The 17,628-nt window shown below is 64.7% G+C and carries 12 protein-coding genes and 1 pseudogene; 7 read left to right on the forward strand and 6 right to left on the reverse strand.

Going from position 1 to position 17,628, the window contains the following annotated elements; genetic code table 11:
• Positions 1–12 precede the first annotated feature (12 nt).
• Positions 13–1,182 carry a cysteine desulfurase family protein gene (locus KMZ29_RS15840; protein WP_215624290.1) on the reverse strand — a complete coding sequence of 390 codons (1,170 nt, stop codon included), beginning with the start codon at positions 1,180–1,182 and terminating at the stop codon, positions 13–15.
• A 316-nt stretch (positions 1,183–1,498) separates the two neighbouring features.
• Between KMZ29_RS15840 and KMZ29_RS15845 the strand changes: the two genes are divergently transcribed.
• Both KMZ29_RS15845 and KMZ29_RS27015 read left to right on the forward strand, forming a co-directional pair.
• Positions 1,499–2,146 carry an alpha/beta hydrolase gene (locus KMZ29_RS15845; RefSeq protein ID WP_215602141.1) on the forward strand — a complete coding sequence of 216 codons (648 nt, stop codon included), beginning with the start codon at positions 1,499–1,501 and terminating at the stop codon, positions 2,144–2,146.
• A gap of 5 nt (positions 2,147–2,151) precedes the next feature.
• A pseudogene (locus tag KMZ29_RS27015) lies at positions 2,152–2,293 on the forward strand (DUF1697 domain-containing protein); the annotation flags it as partial.
• Positions 2,294–2,386: 93 nt separating this feature from the next.
• Here KMZ29_RS27015 and KMZ29_RS15855 read toward each other — a convergent pair.
• The gene (locus tag KMZ29_RS15855; RefSeq protein WP_215620128.1) at positions 2,387–3,067 is read right to left on the reverse strand and encodes a glutathione S-transferase family protein; all 681 of its coding nucleotides are present in this window, start codon (positions 3,065–3,067) and stop codon (positions 2,387–2,389) included.
• A gap of 82 nt (positions 3,068–3,149) precedes the next feature.
• Entirely contained in the window at positions 3,150–4,253 is a 1,104-nt protein-coding gene (locus KMZ29_RS15860) for an anhydro-N-acetylmuramic acid kinase (RefSeq protein WP_215624291.1), read from the reverse strand.
• A 168-nt stretch (positions 4,254–4,421) separates the two neighbouring features.
• Here KMZ29_RS15860 and tyrS point away from each other — a divergent pair, with 168 nt between their 5' ends.
• Together tyrS and KMZ29_RS15870 are read left to right on the forward strand one after the other, a co-directional pair.
• Entirely contained in the window at positions 4,422–5,675 is a 1,254-nt protein-coding gene (tyrS, locus tag KMZ29_RS15865; protein ID WP_215620129.1) for a tyrosine--tRNA ligase, read from the forward strand.
• A gap of 54 nt (positions 5,676–5,729) precedes the next feature.
• Positions 5,730–6,977: an MFS transporter gene (locus tag KMZ29_RS15870; RefSeq protein ID WP_215620130.1), complete on the forward strand. Its 1,248-nt coding sequence runs from the start codon at positions 5,730–5,732 to the stop codon at positions 6,975–6,977.
• Between the two features lie 14 nt (positions 6,978–6,991).
• On the opposite strand, the gene KMZ29_RS15875 is transcribed toward KMZ29_RS15870, so the two are convergent.
• A complete protein-coding gene (locus tag KMZ29_RS15875; protein ID WP_215620131.1) occupies positions 6,992–10,705 on the reverse strand; it encodes an AsmA-like C-terminal region-containing protein in 3,714 nt (1,237 codons plus the stop codon).
• Between the two features lie 205 nt (positions 10,706–10,910).
• Between KMZ29_RS15875 and KMZ29_RS15880 the strand changes: the two genes are divergently transcribed.
• Together KMZ29_RS15880 and KMZ29_RS15885 are read left to right on the forward strand one after the other, a co-directional pair.
• Positions 10,911–11,681, forward strand: coding sequence for a peroxiredoxin (locus KMZ29_RS15880; protein ID WP_215624292.1), 771 nt, complete (start codon positions 10,911–10,913; stop codon positions 11,679–11,681).
• A 101-nt stretch (positions 11,682–11,782) separates the two neighbouring features.
• Positions 11,783–13,144, forward strand: coding sequence for a M23 family metallopeptidase (locus KMZ29_RS15885; RefSeq protein ID WP_215620132.1), 1,362 nt, complete (start codon positions 11,783–11,785; stop codon positions 13,142–13,144).
• 37 nt (positions 13,145–13,181) lie between these two features.
• On the opposite strand, the gene KMZ29_RS15890 is transcribed toward KMZ29_RS15885, so the two are convergent.
• A complete protein-coding gene (locus KMZ29_RS15890) occupies positions 13,182–14,408 on the reverse strand; it encodes an ABC transporter substrate-binding protein (protein WP_215620133.1) in 1,227 nt (408 codons plus the stop codon).
• 244 nt (positions 14,409–14,652) lie between these two features.
• Here KMZ29_RS15890 and KMZ29_RS15895 point away from each other — a divergent pair, with 244 nt between their 5' ends.
• A complete protein-coding gene (locus KMZ29_RS15895; protein ID WP_215620134.1) occupies positions 14,653–16,713 on the forward strand; it encodes a carbamoyltransferase C-terminal domain-containing protein in 2,061 nt (686 codons plus the stop codon).
• On the opposite strand, the gene KMZ29_RS15900 is transcribed toward KMZ29_RS15895, so the two are convergent.
• Positions 16,676–17,608 (reverse strand): DMT family transporter, encoded by a 933-nt coding sequence (locus KMZ29_RS15900; protein ID WP_215620135.1) that lies wholly within the window; start codon positions 17,606–17,608, stop codon positions 16,676–16,678. The two genes, KMZ29_RS15895 and KMZ29_RS15900, sit on opposite strands and share 38 nt — an antisense overlap.
• Positions 17,609–17,628 lie beyond the last annotated feature (20 nt).

Consider the following 17,628-nt stretch of genomic DNA (forward strand, 5'->3'; position numbering starts at 1 on the left):
GAAATCACCTGCTTAGAACCGTTCAAGCAGTGTTTCGTCACTCCTCTTAAGTAAGGTATTGGCGAGCCTTCGCCAAGCCTCAAGGGTCCGATCGACGTCCGCAGGCGTCGTGGACCAGCCCAGACTGAGCCGCACGGCTCCCTGGGCCAGTTCGGGGCCGAACCCCATCGCCTCCAGCACGTGCGACGGCTGCACCTTGCCCGACGAACAGGCGGAACCTGAGGAGACAGCGACGCCGGCGAGATCGAAGCCGATGACGGCGGTTTCCGCCTTGAGGCCGGGAACCGTGAACAGCGTGGTGTTGGGCAGCCTTGGGGCGTCGCCGGAGAACACGACCAGCCCGGGGGTCTGCCGCAGGCCTTCTTCAAGCCGGTCCCGCAGGCCCTTAAGGCGGCGCGCATCGCCCTCCAGCGCGGCCATGGCGGCCTCAGCCGCGGCCCCGAAGCCTGCGATTCCCGCCACATTCTCGGTTCCCGCCCGGCGGCCGTGTTCCTGGCCGCCGCCGCGCAGCACCGGTTCGAGGCCGAGCAAGCCCTCGGCCATGACCACCGCGCCGACGCCCTTGGGGCCGCCAATCTTGTGCGCCGAAAGCGTCAGCAGATCGGCATTCAACACATTGATATCGAACGGTATCTTGCCAAGGGCCTGGATCGCATCGACATGCAGCAGCCCGCCCGCTCCATGCACGATCCCGGCGGCCTCCATGACCGGCTGCACCGCCCCGGTTTCGTTGTTGGCCAGCATCACCGAGACCAGCGCCGGCGGCCCGTCAGCGAGCATTGCCCGCAGGCGGTTGAGGTCGAGCAGGCCCGACCGGGTGACGCCGACGACGCTAATGGCATCGGCCGGGAATCGCCCGCCCGCGAGCACCGAGGCGTGCTCGACCGCCGTAACCAGGAGCCGCGGCACGGGAACCCCGCTCTCCCGCCGCAGGCCCGGCATCAGCGCCAGCGCATTGGCTTCGGTTCCCCCCGAGGTGAAGACGACGACGTCCCGTGCCGACGCGCCGACCGCGGCTGTGATCGCGGCCCTCGCCTCCTCGACCAGCCGGCGGGCCTGGCGGCCCTCGGCATGGACCGAGGACGGATTGCCTGCGAGTTCCCATGCGGCGACCATCGCTTCCCGGGCTTCGCGGCGAAGCGGCGTGGTGGCGTTCCAATCGAGATAGACCCGGTCAGGCATGGAGTAATATATTACCTGGAAAGAGAAATGCGGTGGCGGCAGCACCCTACACCGTCCGACCAACCCTATCGCAATTGGGGATCGCGCCGCCGCCCGGCAATCGCCAACGCTAACGCCGTGAAGGCCCCCGCGAGATGCTCAAGAAGCTTGCTTTTTGCCCCTCGCCTCATGCTAGAACGCGGCGACCACTTCACCAGGCGCCGTTCGCGCATCGCCCAACGACGTCTGATCAGCCCTTATCTCTCTGCAAGACTTCATCTGCCAAAGCGCCGGATGAAGCCAGCACAAAGTCGGTTGATTTTGCCAAGGATCACCAATGCCTGAAGTCATTTTCACCGGCCCCGCAGGCCGTCTCGAAGGCCGTTATCATCCGGCCAAGCAGAAGAACGCGCCGATCGCGATGGTGCTGCACCCGCATCCGCAATTTCGCGGCAGCATGAACCACCCGATCGTCTATCAAGTCTACTACGCCTTTGTGGCGCGCGGCTTTTCGGTGTTGCGGTTCAACTTCCGCGGCGTCGGTCGCAGCCAGGGCACGTTCGACCATGGCACCGGCGAACTGTCGGATGCGGCATCCGCGCTCGATTGGGCGCAGACCATCAATCCGGAAGCGCGCGCCTGCTGGGTCGCGGGCTTCTCGTTCGGCGCCTGGATCGGCATGCAACTCCTGATGCGCCGGCCGGAGGTCGAAGGCTTTATCTCGATCGCGCCCGAACCCAACCGTTACGATTTTTCGTTCCTGGCGCCGTGCCCCTCGTCCGGCCTGATCGTCCACGGCGACAAGGATATCGTGGCGCCGGCGAAGGACGTCACCACGCTGGTCGAAAAGCTGAAGACCCAAAAGGGTATCGTCATCGACCAGCAGACCATTCCGGGCGCCAACCATTTCTTCGAGGACAAGCTGGAGCCGCTGATGGAGACGGTGACCGGTTATCTCGACATGCGGCTCGCCAACGTTCGTTGAGGCCGATGGGCGCGTTCGTGGCGCTGCTGCGGGCCGTCAATGTCGGCGGCACCGGCAAGCTGCCGATGAGCGACCTCAAGGATATCTGCGAGGAGCTGGGGTTCGGTGCCGTCCGCACCTACATCGCCAGCGGTAATGTCGTCTTCACCTTCGGCAAATCCGAAGCCGCCATCAAGACCGCGCTGGAGAAGCGCCTGCAAGCCGGTCGGCGTTCTCGTGCGCAGCGCCGCCGAAGGAACGTTACGCCGCGGCGCGCGCCTCGGCCTGCAATTGCGACAGCCACGACCTCCGCCGGTCGATGAAATCGCGCAGCAGCGCCGGATAGTCCGTGCTGACCGCTGTGCGCACCGATGACCGCGCCGCAAGCGACGTGCGCCAGCGCGCAAGTTTCGGTTTGTCGGACAAGATTCCGAAATCGCCGATGTCGTCGAACACGTCGAAGTAGCGAAACACCGGACCGAATACCGCATCGACCAGCGAAAAATTCCCACCATCGAACCATGGCGCGGCCACCACGCGCTCCTCGAGCCGCGCAAATTTCTGTTCGAGCTGCGCCGCCTTGGCCTTGAACGTAGCTTCGTCCGGCGCGGCATAGAAGCCGGCGATATCGTTCAGCACCGCCGAGCCGAATTCGATCCAGCCGCGATGCTCGGCGCGCGCAAGCGGATCGGCCGGATGCAGCGGCTTGGCTTGCGTTTCCTCCAGATACTCCAGGATGACGGCGGACTCGAAAATCGCCTTGTCGCCGACCTGCAGCACCGGCGTCTTGCCAAGCGGCGAGATGCCTAGGAACCAATCCGGCTTGTTGGCGAGATCGATATCGATCCGCTCGAACGGGACACCCTTCTCGGTCAGCGCGATCACCGCGCGCTGCACATAGGGACAGAGCTCGTGGCTGATCAGTTTGAGCGGCGCGGTCATGGCACATCTCGCTATTACATGCAGATGCATATAACTACATGCATCTGCATATAATGTCAAGATCGACGCATCTGCATCTTGATCACGGCCGCGCGATCAGCCCGCCGGTCATCGGGATCGGCACGCCGGTGGTAGCCGGATAGCTCAACGGAAGGCCCTTCAGGCCGCGGGCGGCCAGGAAGCCGAAGGCCTGCGCCTCGAGGGCGTCGGCCGCCCAGCCCAGCGCCTCGGCGGGCTCGACGGTGGCGGGCTGAAGCCGCTCGCGCAGCATCCGCAGCATGGTGAGGTTGCGGGCACCACCGCCGGCGACGATCCAGCTCTTCGGCTCCTTCGGCAGCAGCGGCACGATCCGGGCGATGGCTTCCGCCGTGAACGCCGTCAGGGTCGCCGCGCCATCGGCCGGAGACATGTCGCGCAGCACCAGCGAAGCGAAGTCGTTGCGGTCGAGCGATTTCGGCGGCGGCAGCGCAAAGAACGGATGCTCCAGCGCGCGAATGACCCATGGCACATCCACCGCGCCTTGCGCCGCCATGCGGCCCTCGCAGTCGAACGGCTGGCCCATGGTGCGGAACATGTGATCGTCGAGCAGCGCGTTGCCAGGCCCGGTATCGCAGGCGATCAGGATATCCGACCCGTCGATATAGGTGATGTTGGAAACGCCGCCGATATTGACCACGACGATCGGGCCCTCGCGCTCCAGCGATTGGGCCAGCGCGCGGTGATAGACCGGCACGAACGGCGCGCCCTGCCCGCCGGCGGCGACGTCGGCGGCGCGAAAATCATGCATCACCGGAATATGGATGGCCCTGGCCAGCGCCGCGGCGTCACCGATTTGCACGGTCATCCTCTGCGCCGGCCGGTGCAGCACGGTCTGGCCGTGAAAGCCGACGATATCGATGTCCTGGCAGGAGATGCGGTGCTGCGCGTTGAAGGTGGCGACGGCCTCGGCATGGGCCAAAGTGACGGCGCGTTCGGCCTCGCGCAGGATGCCCGGCCGCGCATCGCGCTGCGGCAGGTGGACGGCCTCGGTCAGGGCCTGGCGCAACAGACCACGTTCCTGGCTTGTGTAGGCCCGGTAGCCGGATGGGCCGATCGACTTCACCCGCCTGCCGTCGGTTTCGATCAAGGCGACGTCGACCCCGTCGAGCGAGGTGCCGCTCATCAGACCGAGTGCCGTCAGCATCATTGCCATGTCGTGACGCCCTGCCCTCGACGCCCTGCTGGTGTCAAACCTTGTGTCAAACCAACACATCTTATAATGCCACAGCGCGCCGGCCTGCGGCAGCCTATTCCGACAGGGTTCCGCACCCCCGTGAAGATACCGTGAAGCAAGCATGATCAGAGTCGCACACAAATGACTGTATTTAAATCTGATTTTCTCCATGTGCTGCAGAGCCGCGGCTTTATTCATCAGATATCTGATCCCGGCTCGCTGGATGCGCTGGCGGCCCGTGGGGAACTGACCGCCTATATCGGCTTCGACTGCACGGCGCCCTCGCTTCACGTCGGCTCGATGGTGCAGATCATGTGCCTGTACTGGCTGCAGCAGACCGGCAACAAGCCGATCGCGCTGATGGGCGGAGGCACCACCAGGGTCGGCGATCCCTCCGGCAAGGACGAGACCCGCAAGATCCTCTCGATCGAGGACATCGAGCGCAACAAGGACGGCATCAAGCAGGTGTTCTCCAAGTTCCTGCGCTTCGGCGAGGGCAAGCAAGACGCCGTGATGCCCGACAACGCGGAATGGCTGACCAAGCTGAACTGGATCGAAATGCTGCGCGATATCGGCCGGCATTTCTCGGTCAACCGCATGCTGGCGATGGACTCGGTCAAGCTCAGGCTCGAGCGCGACCAGGAAATGAGCTTCATCGAGTTCAACTACATGATCCTGCAGGCCTATGACTACGCTGTGCTGAACCAGCGCTACGATTGCCGGCTGCAGATGGGCGGCTCCGACCAGTGGGGCAACATCGTCAACGGCATCGACCTCGGCCGCCGCATGGGCACGCCGCAGCTGCACGCGCTGACCACGCCGCTGATCACGACCTCGTCGGGCGAGAAGATGGGCAAGACCGCCAGCGGCGCGGTCTGGCTCAACGCCGACATGAAGAGCCCCTACGAATACTGGCAGTTCTGGCGCAACACCGAGGACGCCGACGTGCCGCGCTTCCTGAAACTGTTCACGACGCTGCCGCTCGCCGAAGTCGGGCGGCTCGCCGCCTTGCAGGGCGCCGAGATCAACGAAGCCAAGAAGGCGCTTGCGGACGCCGCGACCACGCTGCTGCACGGCGCGGAGGCGGCCGATACCGCCGCCGAAACCGCGCGAAAAACCTTCGAGGAAGGCGCGATCGCGGAGAACCTGCCGCGAGTCGAAATTCCGCGCGGCGAACTCGAAGCCGGGCTCGGCGTGCTCGCTTGCTTCGTCAAGGCGGGCCTCGTCGTCTCGAACGGCGAGGCGCGGCGCCAGATCAAGGGCGGTGGCCTGCGCGTCAACGATGTCGCGGTCAGCGACGAGAAGATGATGCTGGCGCCAAAAGACCTCACCCCCGAAGGCGTCATCAAGCTGTCGCTCGGCCGGAAGCGCCACGTCCTGCTCAAGCCTGCATAGGCGCATTCGCTTTACGCCCTTGCTCGGAGCAGCGGAAACGCGCTCCCTGCTGATATGGATAAGAATACCCCGCGGGAGGATGCGCCGACCCAGCCGCCGAAGCCGGCGCGCGTCGCGCTGAACGTGCTGGCATTGTGCTTTGCACTGTCGGTGCTCGGCCGCGGTCTCGGTGAAAGCTTCACCGTGTTTCTCAAACCGATCTCGGAAGATTTCGGCTGGGACCGCGCCCAGGTGGTTTCGGTCTATTCGCTGACCTGGCTTGCGGGCGGACTGACGGCGCCGCTGGTCGGCCGCCTGTTCGACCGCTCCGGGCCGCGCATGGTCTACTCGCTCGGACTGCTGCTGCTCGGAGCCGCATTCCTGATCGCGTCACATGCACAGCATCTCTGGCAGGTCCAGTTGAGCGTCGGGTTGAGCGTCGGCCTCGGCATCGCCCTGATCGGCAACGTGCCGAATTCGATCCTGCTCGGCCGCTGGTTCGGTCCGCGGCTGCCGACCGCGATGGCGATCCTGTATTCCGCGACCGGTGCCGGCATCCTGATGCTGCTGCCGGCGTCGCAGGTCCTGATCGACCGCATCGGCTGGCGCGACGCCTACCAGTTGTTCGGTATCGTGGCGCTGTGCCTGCTGCTGCCGCTGCTGGTGCTGCCGTGGCGGCTGTTCGCCACCGGCTCCCCCCACATCGTCAAGAAAGCCGATGCGGGTTTCGTCGACAACGGCTGGACGCTTGGGAGCGCGATACGCCACCACGCCTTCTGGGCGCTGTTTTGCACCTTCTTCTTCACCGCGGTCGCGATGTACGCGATCACGGCGCAGATCGTCGCCTACCTGATCGACGCCGGCTTTCCGCCGTTGCAGGCGGCGACCGCCTGGGGCTTTTCCGGCATCCTGACGCTGTTCGGCATGCTCGGCATCTCCACGCTCGACGGCATCGTCGGCCGCAGGCCCTCGGTGCTGTTCAGCTACGGCGTTTCCATCATCGGGATCATCCTGCTGTGGCTCATTCAATATTATCCGAACTACTGGCTGCTGACGGGCTTTGTCATAAGCTTCGGCAGCATGATCGGTTCGCGCGGGCCGCTGATCACGGCGACCGCGCTCAACATCTTTCGCGGCGAGCGGGTCGGCACCATCTACGGTACGATTTCGATCGGCAGCGGGCTCGGCTCGGGGCTGGGCTCATGGAGCGGCGGCCTGATCCATGACTGGACCCAGAGCTACGATTGGCTGATCGTGTTCGCGCTGGTCAATGTGATCTTGGGATTGATTCCGTTCCTGGTGGTGCCGGCGCTGCGGCGCTAGCAGAGGCAGGCCGATCAATTGTTGTTCGGAAACTCCACCGGGTTGTTCTGCCTGCCGGTGCCGAATTCAAAAATCTTGCGGAGCACGCCGGGCGCCATCGCCGAAATCGGATTGACGCGCAGCACCGGCGCGCCGGGCGTACCGACGATCTCGTAGGTCACTCCGATCAGCCCCTCATTGCTGCCGCCGCCGATGATCAGGCCGACGATCGGAATCTGGCCGAACATGTTGTTCAGTCCGTACATCGGCACGAAGGTGCCGCTCATGCGCACCTGGTTGCCGGGGATATCGATGCTGCCTTCGATGGTCCCGCCAATCATCGGGCCTTTCAGGACACCCTCCCGGATCTTGAGCTGCCCGTTCTGCCGGGTAAACTCTGCGCGCACTCGCGAGAAGGAAACGCCGTTCTGCAGGCCGGCCGTCCCGCCGGCGGCCACGCGATCGAGCGAAGCCTCCCCCTTGATGGCGAAGTCGCGGACGTTGATCAGGCCCTCGCGCGGGCCGGGATCGGCCGTCGGAGGATCCATGGCCAAGGTGAGCTGGCCGCCGACCACCTTGGAGTAGGTGTCGGTGAATCGCAAAAATGCGCCGGCGTCGTTGGTCTCGAGATAGATCAGCTCGCGGCCCTGGGCGCGGCCGCGCAGATCCGCCGTCAGCGGCGTGTCGCGGCCAAGCTTGCCGCTCAGCGTAAAGCTCCTGATGACGCCGTTGCGCCGCGATAGCTTGGAATCGACGCTGCGCACCGCCTCGCCATTGAAGCCGGCCACCGCACCGAGTTTCACGTCCACATCGAGATCGATGCTCCTGGTCTTGCTCCTGGCGTCGGCGTCCTTTCCCGAAATGGCCGACTTGAGGAAGCCACGGCCATCGAACACGTCGCCGCGCATCGTCACTTTCAGCGTGCCATCCGGGCCGCGCTCGGCCTTCAGCGAGCTCTTGTCACCTTCGGAGGGCGAATAGGTCGGGAAGTTGGCGCTGATCAGGTCGCTGTTCTGGTCGACCTCGAGCGAGCCCTTGATCGATACGCCGCCGCCGTCGATGACGATGTCCTCGAGCCGGGTGGATTGCGGCTTCTGCACGACGTTGAACACCGCGCGGCTCGACTTGCCCGGCATTTTGACCCAGCCCGGCAGGATATTGTCGAGTCTCAACGCGGTCAGATCGGCCTCGATACCGAGGCGGCTTTCGCGATCGGGGCCGCCGATCTTGCCGATCAGCTTGACCGGCAGGGCCCCGCTGACCGCCGATCCGAGGTCGAGGCCAAGGCGCGCCCGGCTTGCGTCATCGAGGGTCGCCTGCAATCTGACATCCGCATCGCCCTCGCTCGGCTTGCGGTAATCCAGCGAGGCCGCCTGCCCGTTGATCTTGACGTCGCCCTTGACCTGATAGCCGGCATTGTTGGCTGTCACTTTGAGCGTGTTGGCTTCGAGCTTCTGGTTCATCACGAGCTTGTCGGCGGCAAACCCGCCGAGATCGGCCGTGATGGAATAGGTGGTGTCGGCCTTGGTCAGTTCGCGCTTGATCGGCAGGCCGAGCGTGACCACGGCGGACATCGTGCCCTTGCTCATATTGGGATCGATCAGGGTGCCGGAAAATTCGCTCAGCCGATCGGAGGCGAGAATTTCGGCCGCGGCCGGCACCGGGCCGTCGATCCGCAATTTGACCCGCGCCGGCGCGGGCTTCGGCGCCATATCCGGCACCTCGAATACGAGGTCGGTGATGTTGAGCTTGCGCCCCGCGGGCGTATCGGACACCGCCTGCCCGATGGTCACGGTCGCGGTGCGGCCGGTAACGCGGGCCTTCAGATCGGCATCGCGCACCAGCGGCATTTCATCCACCGGCCGCAACGTCACGCCTGTTGCGACGATGTTGACGGCAAGGCCGTCATCGGGAATCGGCGGTCCCCGCCGCGACAGATTTCGGACCGGCGAGTTGACGCCGACCTCGATGCGCTGCAGCGAGCCGCGTTCGATCCGCTCGATCACCCATTCGCGCACTTCCGGAACGATCAGGATCGGCCACATCCGCTTCAGCGCCGACGCCGACATCGGCGTTCCCGCGAAACCCAGAGTCAGGCGCGCCTCGCCCGAATAGTCCACGCTGCCGGTTCCAGCGATGCCGATTTCGCCGTTGCTGATGTCGGCCTGCGTCAGCAGCACCCGCTTCCTGTCGGTATCGAAGCGCAGCCCGATGGCGATGCGATTGAAGATCAGGGGTTGCTCGTTCTCCATCCCCGCCAGCACGATGGTGCCGCCGGAAAATCCCAGCTGCCAATCGGCGATGCTGCCATTCGGCGGTTCGAGATGGGCCAACAGCGTGACCCGGTTGGAGCCGGAAATGATCTTGAAGGGTGCGACCAGCACGCGCCGTCCGGAATCCCATTCGACGTTGATGTCGGCCGAGTCGATCGCCATCGGATAATCAGGCGTGTCGCTGTCGATGATGTGGCCGGCGCCGGCGGTAACCTTGCCGCGGAAATAGGTCGGCAGGCCGTCGCGGCCGAGTTCGCCCTTCAATTCGCCCGACAGCGGCAAATCCGCGCTGTAGGTGAGGTCCTTCACCCGCATCGCCAGCAGGATATTGGCGGCCGGGACTTTGTCGGCGCGGATGTCGACCGATCGCACGCCGTTGGCAGGAGGTCCGATCACCACACGAAGCGACCAGGCACGCGCGCCCTCTTCGCCCAGGCTCAGCGCCACCCCGCCGCCGCTCGGCCGGCGCAGACTGAGGCTGATGTTTTCGAACGTCCATTTGTTGCCGCGCTGCTGGTCGTCGACGACGAGGTTTCCATTCTTCAGGCCGATCTCGTTGAGGTTCTGCCCGTCAAGTCCGGTCAGGCTCAGGCTATCGAGCCAGTCGAGGCCGGCAAGCAGGCCGCTCTGCGTGCTGTCCGGCGCGGGCGCAGATGGGGCGCCGGGCGGCAGCGGCGCAGCGGTTCCAAGCGGTTGCGGCGCTCCCGGGATTTGCCTCGGAAAGGTCGGCGCCAGACCTGCGTCCTTTTTCGAAGCCACGCCGGTGGCGAGCGGCTTTGCGGTGTCGCCTGCGGAAACCGTCACGGTGCCGTCCGGAGTGATGCGCACCGCGAGTTCGGCGTCGACCAGATTGAGGCTTTCGGCGCGAAGCCGCCCCATCAAGAGCGCCGTGCCGGAAAGCTTCACCTCGGCTTTCGGCGCGCTGGCCACGATGGCGCGGTCGCGGTCGCGAACGATGATATCGCGGATACGCACCGCGATGCGAATCCGCCCCGCCCGCTCGATCTGGGTGCCGCCGATCTCGACCGTATTGCTGTGGCCGATATTTTCCTCGATCGCCGATGCGAGCCACGGCGTCGCCATCTCGAGATTGATCGGCCCGGCGCCAAGCCGCCACCACAGGCCGCCGAAGCAGCCTGCGAAGATCACCAGCAAGACCGCTATGACGACGGCAAGGCGCTTGACCCAGCGTTCGCCGGCAATCCACCGGCGGAAGCTCCTGACGCGATCGCCGAATTGGTGAAGGCCGGAGTTCGACCGCGACAACAGCCGCCGCGCGCGATAGCCAGCCGCCTCGTCCTGGTCCTGATCCCAACGGGCATCATCCCACTGCGAGGGCTGGACGTCAGCACGCGGATTCGATCCCTTGGGCGACGTATTTCTTGCCATTGCCTCTCGGTGCTGGCGCTGATTGTAAGATTGATCGCCGCCAAGACCGCGCTCGTCCACACGTAACGAGCGCTCCCGTGCCGGCATCCCTGCCAATCCTCGATTAATACTGTTACTCGTCATCGGCCCCAAGGAGCACATTGAACGAGCGGACGGGTGGTGCCTCGAATTCCCAGTAACCATACTCCGGGGTCGTCGGATTTGCCCAGCAGTCGGACCGAATCCCGCTTGCCCGGACAACACCCGCAATACCCCAATGATTGATCCGCCGAAAGCGACGAAAGGAAGGCGTATGTCCAAGAAAACGCGCAAGAAATCCCCCAAAACCCCGCCACTGAAGGCGGTCCGCGCCAAGTCCGGGAAATCGGCCAAGACCTCGACCAAAACATCGGCCAAAAAGCCTTCCGCGAAGACCAGCAAGGCGGCCGCCAAAAAATCGGGCAAGGCCGCGGGCAAACCAGCTGGCGCCGCTTCAGCGAAAGCATCCCATAAGGCCCCCTCGAAACCGTTAAGGAAGACCGTCCCGGCCGCTTCGCCCGCGCGGACCGTGGCGGCATCGAAAGCGCCCGCCAAGCCGGTGGCACCGGCGTCGCGCGCGTCCGGCTTGACCGAGGGGGCGATGGCGCCCGCCTTCCGCCTTCCCCGCGACGGCGGCGACACCGTCTCGCTCGCCGATTACCGGGGCCGGAAACTGGTGCTGTTCTTCTATCCGCGCGCGGACACGCCAGGTTGCACCAAGGAGGCGATCGACTTCACCCGCTTGTCGAGCGCCTTTGCCGAACACCAGACCGCGGTGCTGGGCGTCTCCGCCGACCCGCTCAAGGCCCAGGAAGCGTTTCGCGACAAGCACGGGCTCGCCACTCCTCTGGTTTCGGATGAGCAGCACGCGATGCTGGAGGCCTACGGCGTCTGGGGCGAAAAATCGATGTATGGCAGGACCTTCCTGGGCATTGTTCGCACCACGGTTCTGCTCGGCGCCGATGGCCGGATCCTCAAGGTTTGGCGCAATGTGAAGGTCGACGGCCATGCCGAGGAGGTGCTCGCAGCCGTGCGTGCGCTCTAATTTGTCCGGCTCCATTCGCTAAAAATTAACCATGAGACGGTCAAATCACCCCTGCAAAAGAGGCCGTACGGAACCCCACTCCGACCGGCGCGGGAGTGTCGATGTCGCATCGTTCCGGACATTATTCCGAGTATCCCCAACACCACCCGCATGACCACGCCAGGCCGTCCCCTCGCCGCGCGGCGGCCGGCCGTGCGGCGGTCGCGGCGTCCCGCGGTCAGGACGGCTATACCCTCGTCCATGCCGGCAAGCAGGTCCGCTTTGGCCCGGTGGCGTTCTGGATCGTGGTCGGCACGGTGACCGTACTCGGCATGTGGTCGGCGGCGACCGCGACCTATTTCGCCTTCCGCGACGACGTGCTCACCCGCCTGATCGCCCGCCAGGCGGAGATGCAATACGCCTATGAAGACCGGATCGCCGAACTGCGCGCCAGGGTCGACCGCACCACCAGCCGCCAATTGCTCGACCAGGAGCAGTTCGACCAGAAGCTCGACCAGATCATGCGCCGCCAGACCACGCTGGAATCGCGCGCCACCGCGCTCGGCGCGATGCCCGACGTCGCGGTCACCGGTTCGATCAGGCCGCCGGCGCGCGGCGCCTCCGGCGACGCGGCGTCCTCAGGCACGCCAAAACCAAACCCGATCAGCGATACCGTGATCTTCGTGGCGCCGCCCGATCGCGAGGCTCGGCTGGAATCCCGCGCGCCGGTGGCCGTCAAGGCGCCGCCGAACCAGTTCGCCAAAGTCCAGGGCTTCGACAACGTTCTGGTCCGTTTGCAGACATCGCTGGACCAGGTCGAGCGGCGCCAGATGGCGGCGCTCTCCTCGGTCGAGGACAGCATGGAATCGCGCGTCCGCCGGATGCGCGGGGTGATTTCCGATCTCGGTCTCGACATGGCGCAGCTCGAAGCCGCAGCGCCCCGCGCCGCCGTCGGCGGCCCCTTCGTTCCGGTCAAACTTCCTCCGGATGCCGGCGCCTTCGAGCGCCAGCTCTACCGGATCAACAGCACCCGCGCCCAAATGGATCGCCTGAATCGCACGCTCTCGCTGGTGCCTTACCGCAAGCCGGTGATCGGCGAAGTCGAGTTCACCAGCGGCTTCGGGGTCCGCAGCGATCCGTTCGTCGGCCGTCCCGCCATGCATACCGGCCTCGATTTCCGCGCCGCGTCGGGCGACCCCGTGCGCGCCACCGCGGGCGGCAAAGTGGTGACCTCGGGATGGATGGGCGGCTATGGCCGCATGGTCGAGATCGACCACGGCAATGGTCTGTCGACCCGCTATGGCCACCTGTCGGAAATCAACGTCAAGGTCGGCGATCACATCAAGATCGGCCAGGTGATCGGCGCCGTCGGCTCAACCGGCCGATCGACCGGTCCGCATCTGCATTACGAAACCCGGATCGACGGCGACGCGGTCGACCCGCAGAAGTTCCTGCGCGCCGGTGTGCGCCTGAGCGCGGGCTAGAATCCGCAGGCCCAACTGCCCGCCCGAGCAACCAGCCCTAGTGGCCGACCTCGCCGGTGATGATTTCACCGAACAGCTCCCAGCTGGTGCCGTTGAATTTCATCAGTTGCATCTGCTCGATCGGGAAGTAGTCGTTCGGACCCGTGTTGATCCTGATGCCGGGCAACAGCACGTCGCTGGTAAAACCCTTCAGGCTGGCGGCCTGCTTCATCACGTTTTCTCGCGTGAGATTGTCGCCGCACTGCTTCAGGACCTGAACCATGGTCTGCGCCGTGGCATAGCCATAGGCGTTGTTGTTGTTGGTCTTGTCGCCATCAGGGAAATACTTGTCCATGAAGGCCAGCCAGGTCTTGATCCCCAGGTCGTCCTTCCACACCGGATCGGTCGGATCCTTGATGTAAGCGGTCGAGATGATGCCCTTGGCATTTTCGATACCGGCCGGCTTGAGCACGGTGGCCACTGAGGTCGAGACGTTGCCGATGAAATAAACCGGCTTCCAGCCGAGTTCGGCGACCTTGCGGATCGCCTGCGCCGCGCCCTTTGGCGCCGCCCATGTCGTGAGGATATCGGCGCCGGAATCCTTCAGCGCCACGATCTGCGAGTCGATGGTGGGATCGCCGATCTCGTAGGACTTGTCGGCGATGATCATGCCGGCCTTGTCGCCGAGGCCGTCGCGCAAGCCCTTCATCTGGTCCTTGCCGGCGTCGTCGTTCTGCCAGAGCGCAGCGATCTTGCCGTTCGGGAAATTCTTCAGGATGTAGGCGGCATAGATGCGGCCCTCGCTCTGGTAGTTGGGCTGCCACCCCATGGTCCAGGGAAAGTTCTGCGGGTCGCCCCATTTGGTGGCGCCGGTCGCGACAAAGAGCTGCGGCACCTTCTTGGTGTTCATGTATTTCTGGATAGCCGAGTTGGACTGGGTGCCGAGCGACTGGAAGATCAGCAGCACCTCGTCGCTCTCCACCAGCTTGCGCGCCTGCTCCACCGCTTTCGGCGGGCTGAAGGCGTCGTCATAGCTGATGAAGTTGATCTTGCGGCCGTTGATGCCGCCCTCGTCGTTGATCTTCTTGAAGTAGGCCGCCTGCGCCTTGCCGATGGTGCCATAGGCGGATGCCGGACCGCTGTAGGGCATGATATTGCCGATCCTGATTTCGCTGTCGCTGGCGCCGGGATCGTATTTCTTTTGTGCCGACGCCGCGGTCGCGGCCATCGCGGCGGCAGCGGCAAGCGCCGCCAAGGCAACAAGACTTCGGATACGAGCCGGCATCGTTCTCTCTCCTGTGAAGATCTGTTTTCTCAGAGTGTCGCAAGCCGCGCGCGCCCTTGCAAGCATCGGTTTATTCCGCAACCCGAAACGGCATTGTTGCGCGCCGCCAAGTGTGATCAGTTACGATACTCTCCAATTTCTCGAGGCAAGCGGCTTGGATACGGCACGAATACGCATCGGACCGCGGCATCCCAAAATCTCAAAGGCAGGCTATCGGCTTACGCGCTGGCTCACTGAGCCAGCGATGGCGCGCATCGGCTTCCACCGGATCGACAGCGAATTCGCCGTCCGGAAAATTGCGTCGATCAGGGAACGGCTGCAGCGCGGTGAGACCGTCTACATCGCGGGCCTCGCAGCATCGGGCACGCACAATACCGGTGTGGCGCTGATCGAGGTGACCCGGGACGGCGGCCCGCGCATCATCGTGAACAACGAGGAAGAGCGCTTTTCCGGCAACAAGCACACCACAGAATATCCGCGAGCCTCGATCGAAGCCATGGTCGAGACGCTGCGTCAAAGGGGGCGCAGTGCCGGCGATATCGCAGCCTTCGTCACGACCTGGGACTATCCGGCTCTTCTCGCGACCATCGTGCGAACGGTCATCGAGGAGGCGCCCGACAGTCTCAAGCTCCTGACGATGCCGATTACTCCCGCCATCGACCGCCGTCGCATGGACCAGATGCTGCGCACGCCGAAAATTCTCGCCAGGCAACTCGGCCTTTCGGACCGGGTGCCACTGATCTGCATGCCGCACCACGACAACCATGCCTGGTTTTCGTACGCGGCCTCACCTTTCGCCGATGGCAATGAACCCGTTGCCATCGCGGTCATTGACGGCACCGGCGATGAGGGCTCGATCTCGCTTTATGTCGCGAAGGACGGCGCGATGCGCCGCCTTTACTGCAATGACAGCGTGTTCGATTCGCTCGGCGCCTTCTACAGCGTGATTTCATCGACGCAGGGCGGCTGGACCTGGCTCTCCAGCGAGGGACGCTACATGGGAGCGGCCGCCTGGGGCGACATGAACCGCGCCAGCAATCCCTATTACATCCGGCTGAGAGAGGTCCTGCACTTCGGCGCGGATGGCGAAATCCGGCTCAATCGCGCGATGGCCAACTGGTACTGCGATCCGTACGAACATCCCTATAAAGCACCGCTGATCGATATCCTTGGGCCGCCTCTGAAACCCGACCAGCTCTGGAATCCCGACGCGGTGCTGCGGGTTGAGGACATTGAGCACCGGCCCGACACCCAGGACCGCCTTGACAAGGCCGCCGCCACTCAACTGGTGTTCGAGGACGCCATGATCCATGTCGTCGATCATCTGCTGCGCCAGACCGGTGCGAGCCGGCTGGTGCTGACCGGTGGCGTGGCGCTGAACGCGGTCGGCAACATGCGGCTGCTCGAGCACTTCGACGAGGCCTGGTTCGCGCAGGCGCAGCAGCGCAAGGCCCGCCTGCATCTGTGGGTGCCGCCGACACCGGGCGATCCCGGCGTCACCATCGGCGCGGCCTGGCTGTTGGCCCATCTCGCAGGCGCGCCGCGCGGCGCGGCTTTGACGCACGCCTTCTACTGCGGTCTGCCGCCGACGGATCAGGACATCGCGACGGCACTCGAGGCCGGCGACATCGCATCACAGCGGATCGGCGACATCTCGACGCCGGACGGACGCGACGCGATCGCCGATCTGATGGCCTTCATGGTGGCGCATGACAGCATCATCGCGCTCTATCAGGGCGCGGCCGAGACCGGGCCGCGCGCGCTCGGCCATCGCTCGATCTTCGCCAATCCCTGCGCCCCCGACGCGCGCGAGCGGCTCAATGAGCGCGTCAAATACCGCGAGGCGATCCGCCCGCTGGCGCCGATGGCGACGCTGGAAGCGGCGCGCGAATATTTCGAACTGCATGAGGGCGCCTCCGACGGCAACTACAACGCCTACAATTACATGGTGCTGACCGCGCACTCGAAGCCGCCCGCGCGCGCGAAGATCCCCGCGGTGATTCATGCCGACGGCACCGGGCGGATCCAGATCGTGCGCGAAGAGGACGATCCCCTCACCTACGCCTATCTGAAGGCGCTCGGCCGCCGTATCGGCGTCGAGATCTCGGTCAACACCTCCTTCAATGTGGCAGGCCCGATCGCGCAGACGCCGCAGCAGGCGATCGATACGCTGCGCCGCTCCAAGGGCCTCGACGCGGTGCTGCTGGTGGCCGATGACGGCGCGGTGTACGCCGCCTGGCATGGCGGGGAGCGCGACAGCGGCCGGTTTACGGGGTGGCTTTCGGAGTGGAAGCAACGCCGCTGATATAGCTGAACACGCGGCCGTCGATCACCAGCAGCGCGCTGCCGATCACCAGCGCGCCGACGATTTCGGCAAGCGAGATGCTCTCGCCCAGCACGAGCCAGCCGAGCAAAATTGCGGTGACCGGTATGAGCAGCGTCACCAGCATGACATTGGTCGAGCCCGAGCGCCGCAGGATCTGGAAAAACACGATGTAAGCCAGCGCGGTCGACAACGCCGCAAGACCGAACAGCGCCAGCCAGGTCACCGTATCAGGCATCGGCAGTTGCCAGGGCCGCTCGAACACGCCGGCGATGACAATCATCATCACCGTGGACGCCAGCATCTGGAACGTCGCGGTCGCCAGCGGCGGTGAGTTCGACAGCCGCCGCCGCGCATACAGCGCCGACAGTCCGTAGCTGAAGGCAGCGGCGAGGCAGAGTAGAATCCCGAAACCCTGGCCGCTGCTGAAACCGAGGTGCTGGACGTGGAGAATGGCGACCCCGATCAGGCCGATCACGACACCAGCGACGCGCCGGGCATGCAGTCTTTCGTCACCGGCGGCCGCCATCACCAGGACGGTGAACAACGGCGTCGTCGCGTTCACAACCGAGGCCAGCCCGCTGGAAATATAGGTCTGTCCGGTGACCATCAGGGAGAATGGCAGGACGTTGTTGAGCAGCGCGATGACGAAGAATGGTCTCCAGCCCATCAGCCCCCTGGGGAAACCTGTTCGATAGGCCCATAGCACCGGCAGAAGAATGAGTGCCGCGAGCGCCACCCGCAGCAGGACCACCGTCAGTGGCGGCAATTCCCGGATCACGACACCGACGAAGAAGAACGAGCCGCCCCACAGCACCGACAACACGGCAAGCAGCGACCAGTCACGGGCATCAATCCGATGGTCGTTGGACGTCATTTGCGGCTCATATCTGCGGT

Source organism: Bradyrhizobium sediminis, from assembly GCF_018736085.1.
Lineage (GTDB): Bacteria > Pseudomonadota > Alphaproteobacteria > Rhizobiales > Xanthobacteraceae > Bradyrhizobium > Bradyrhizobium sediminis.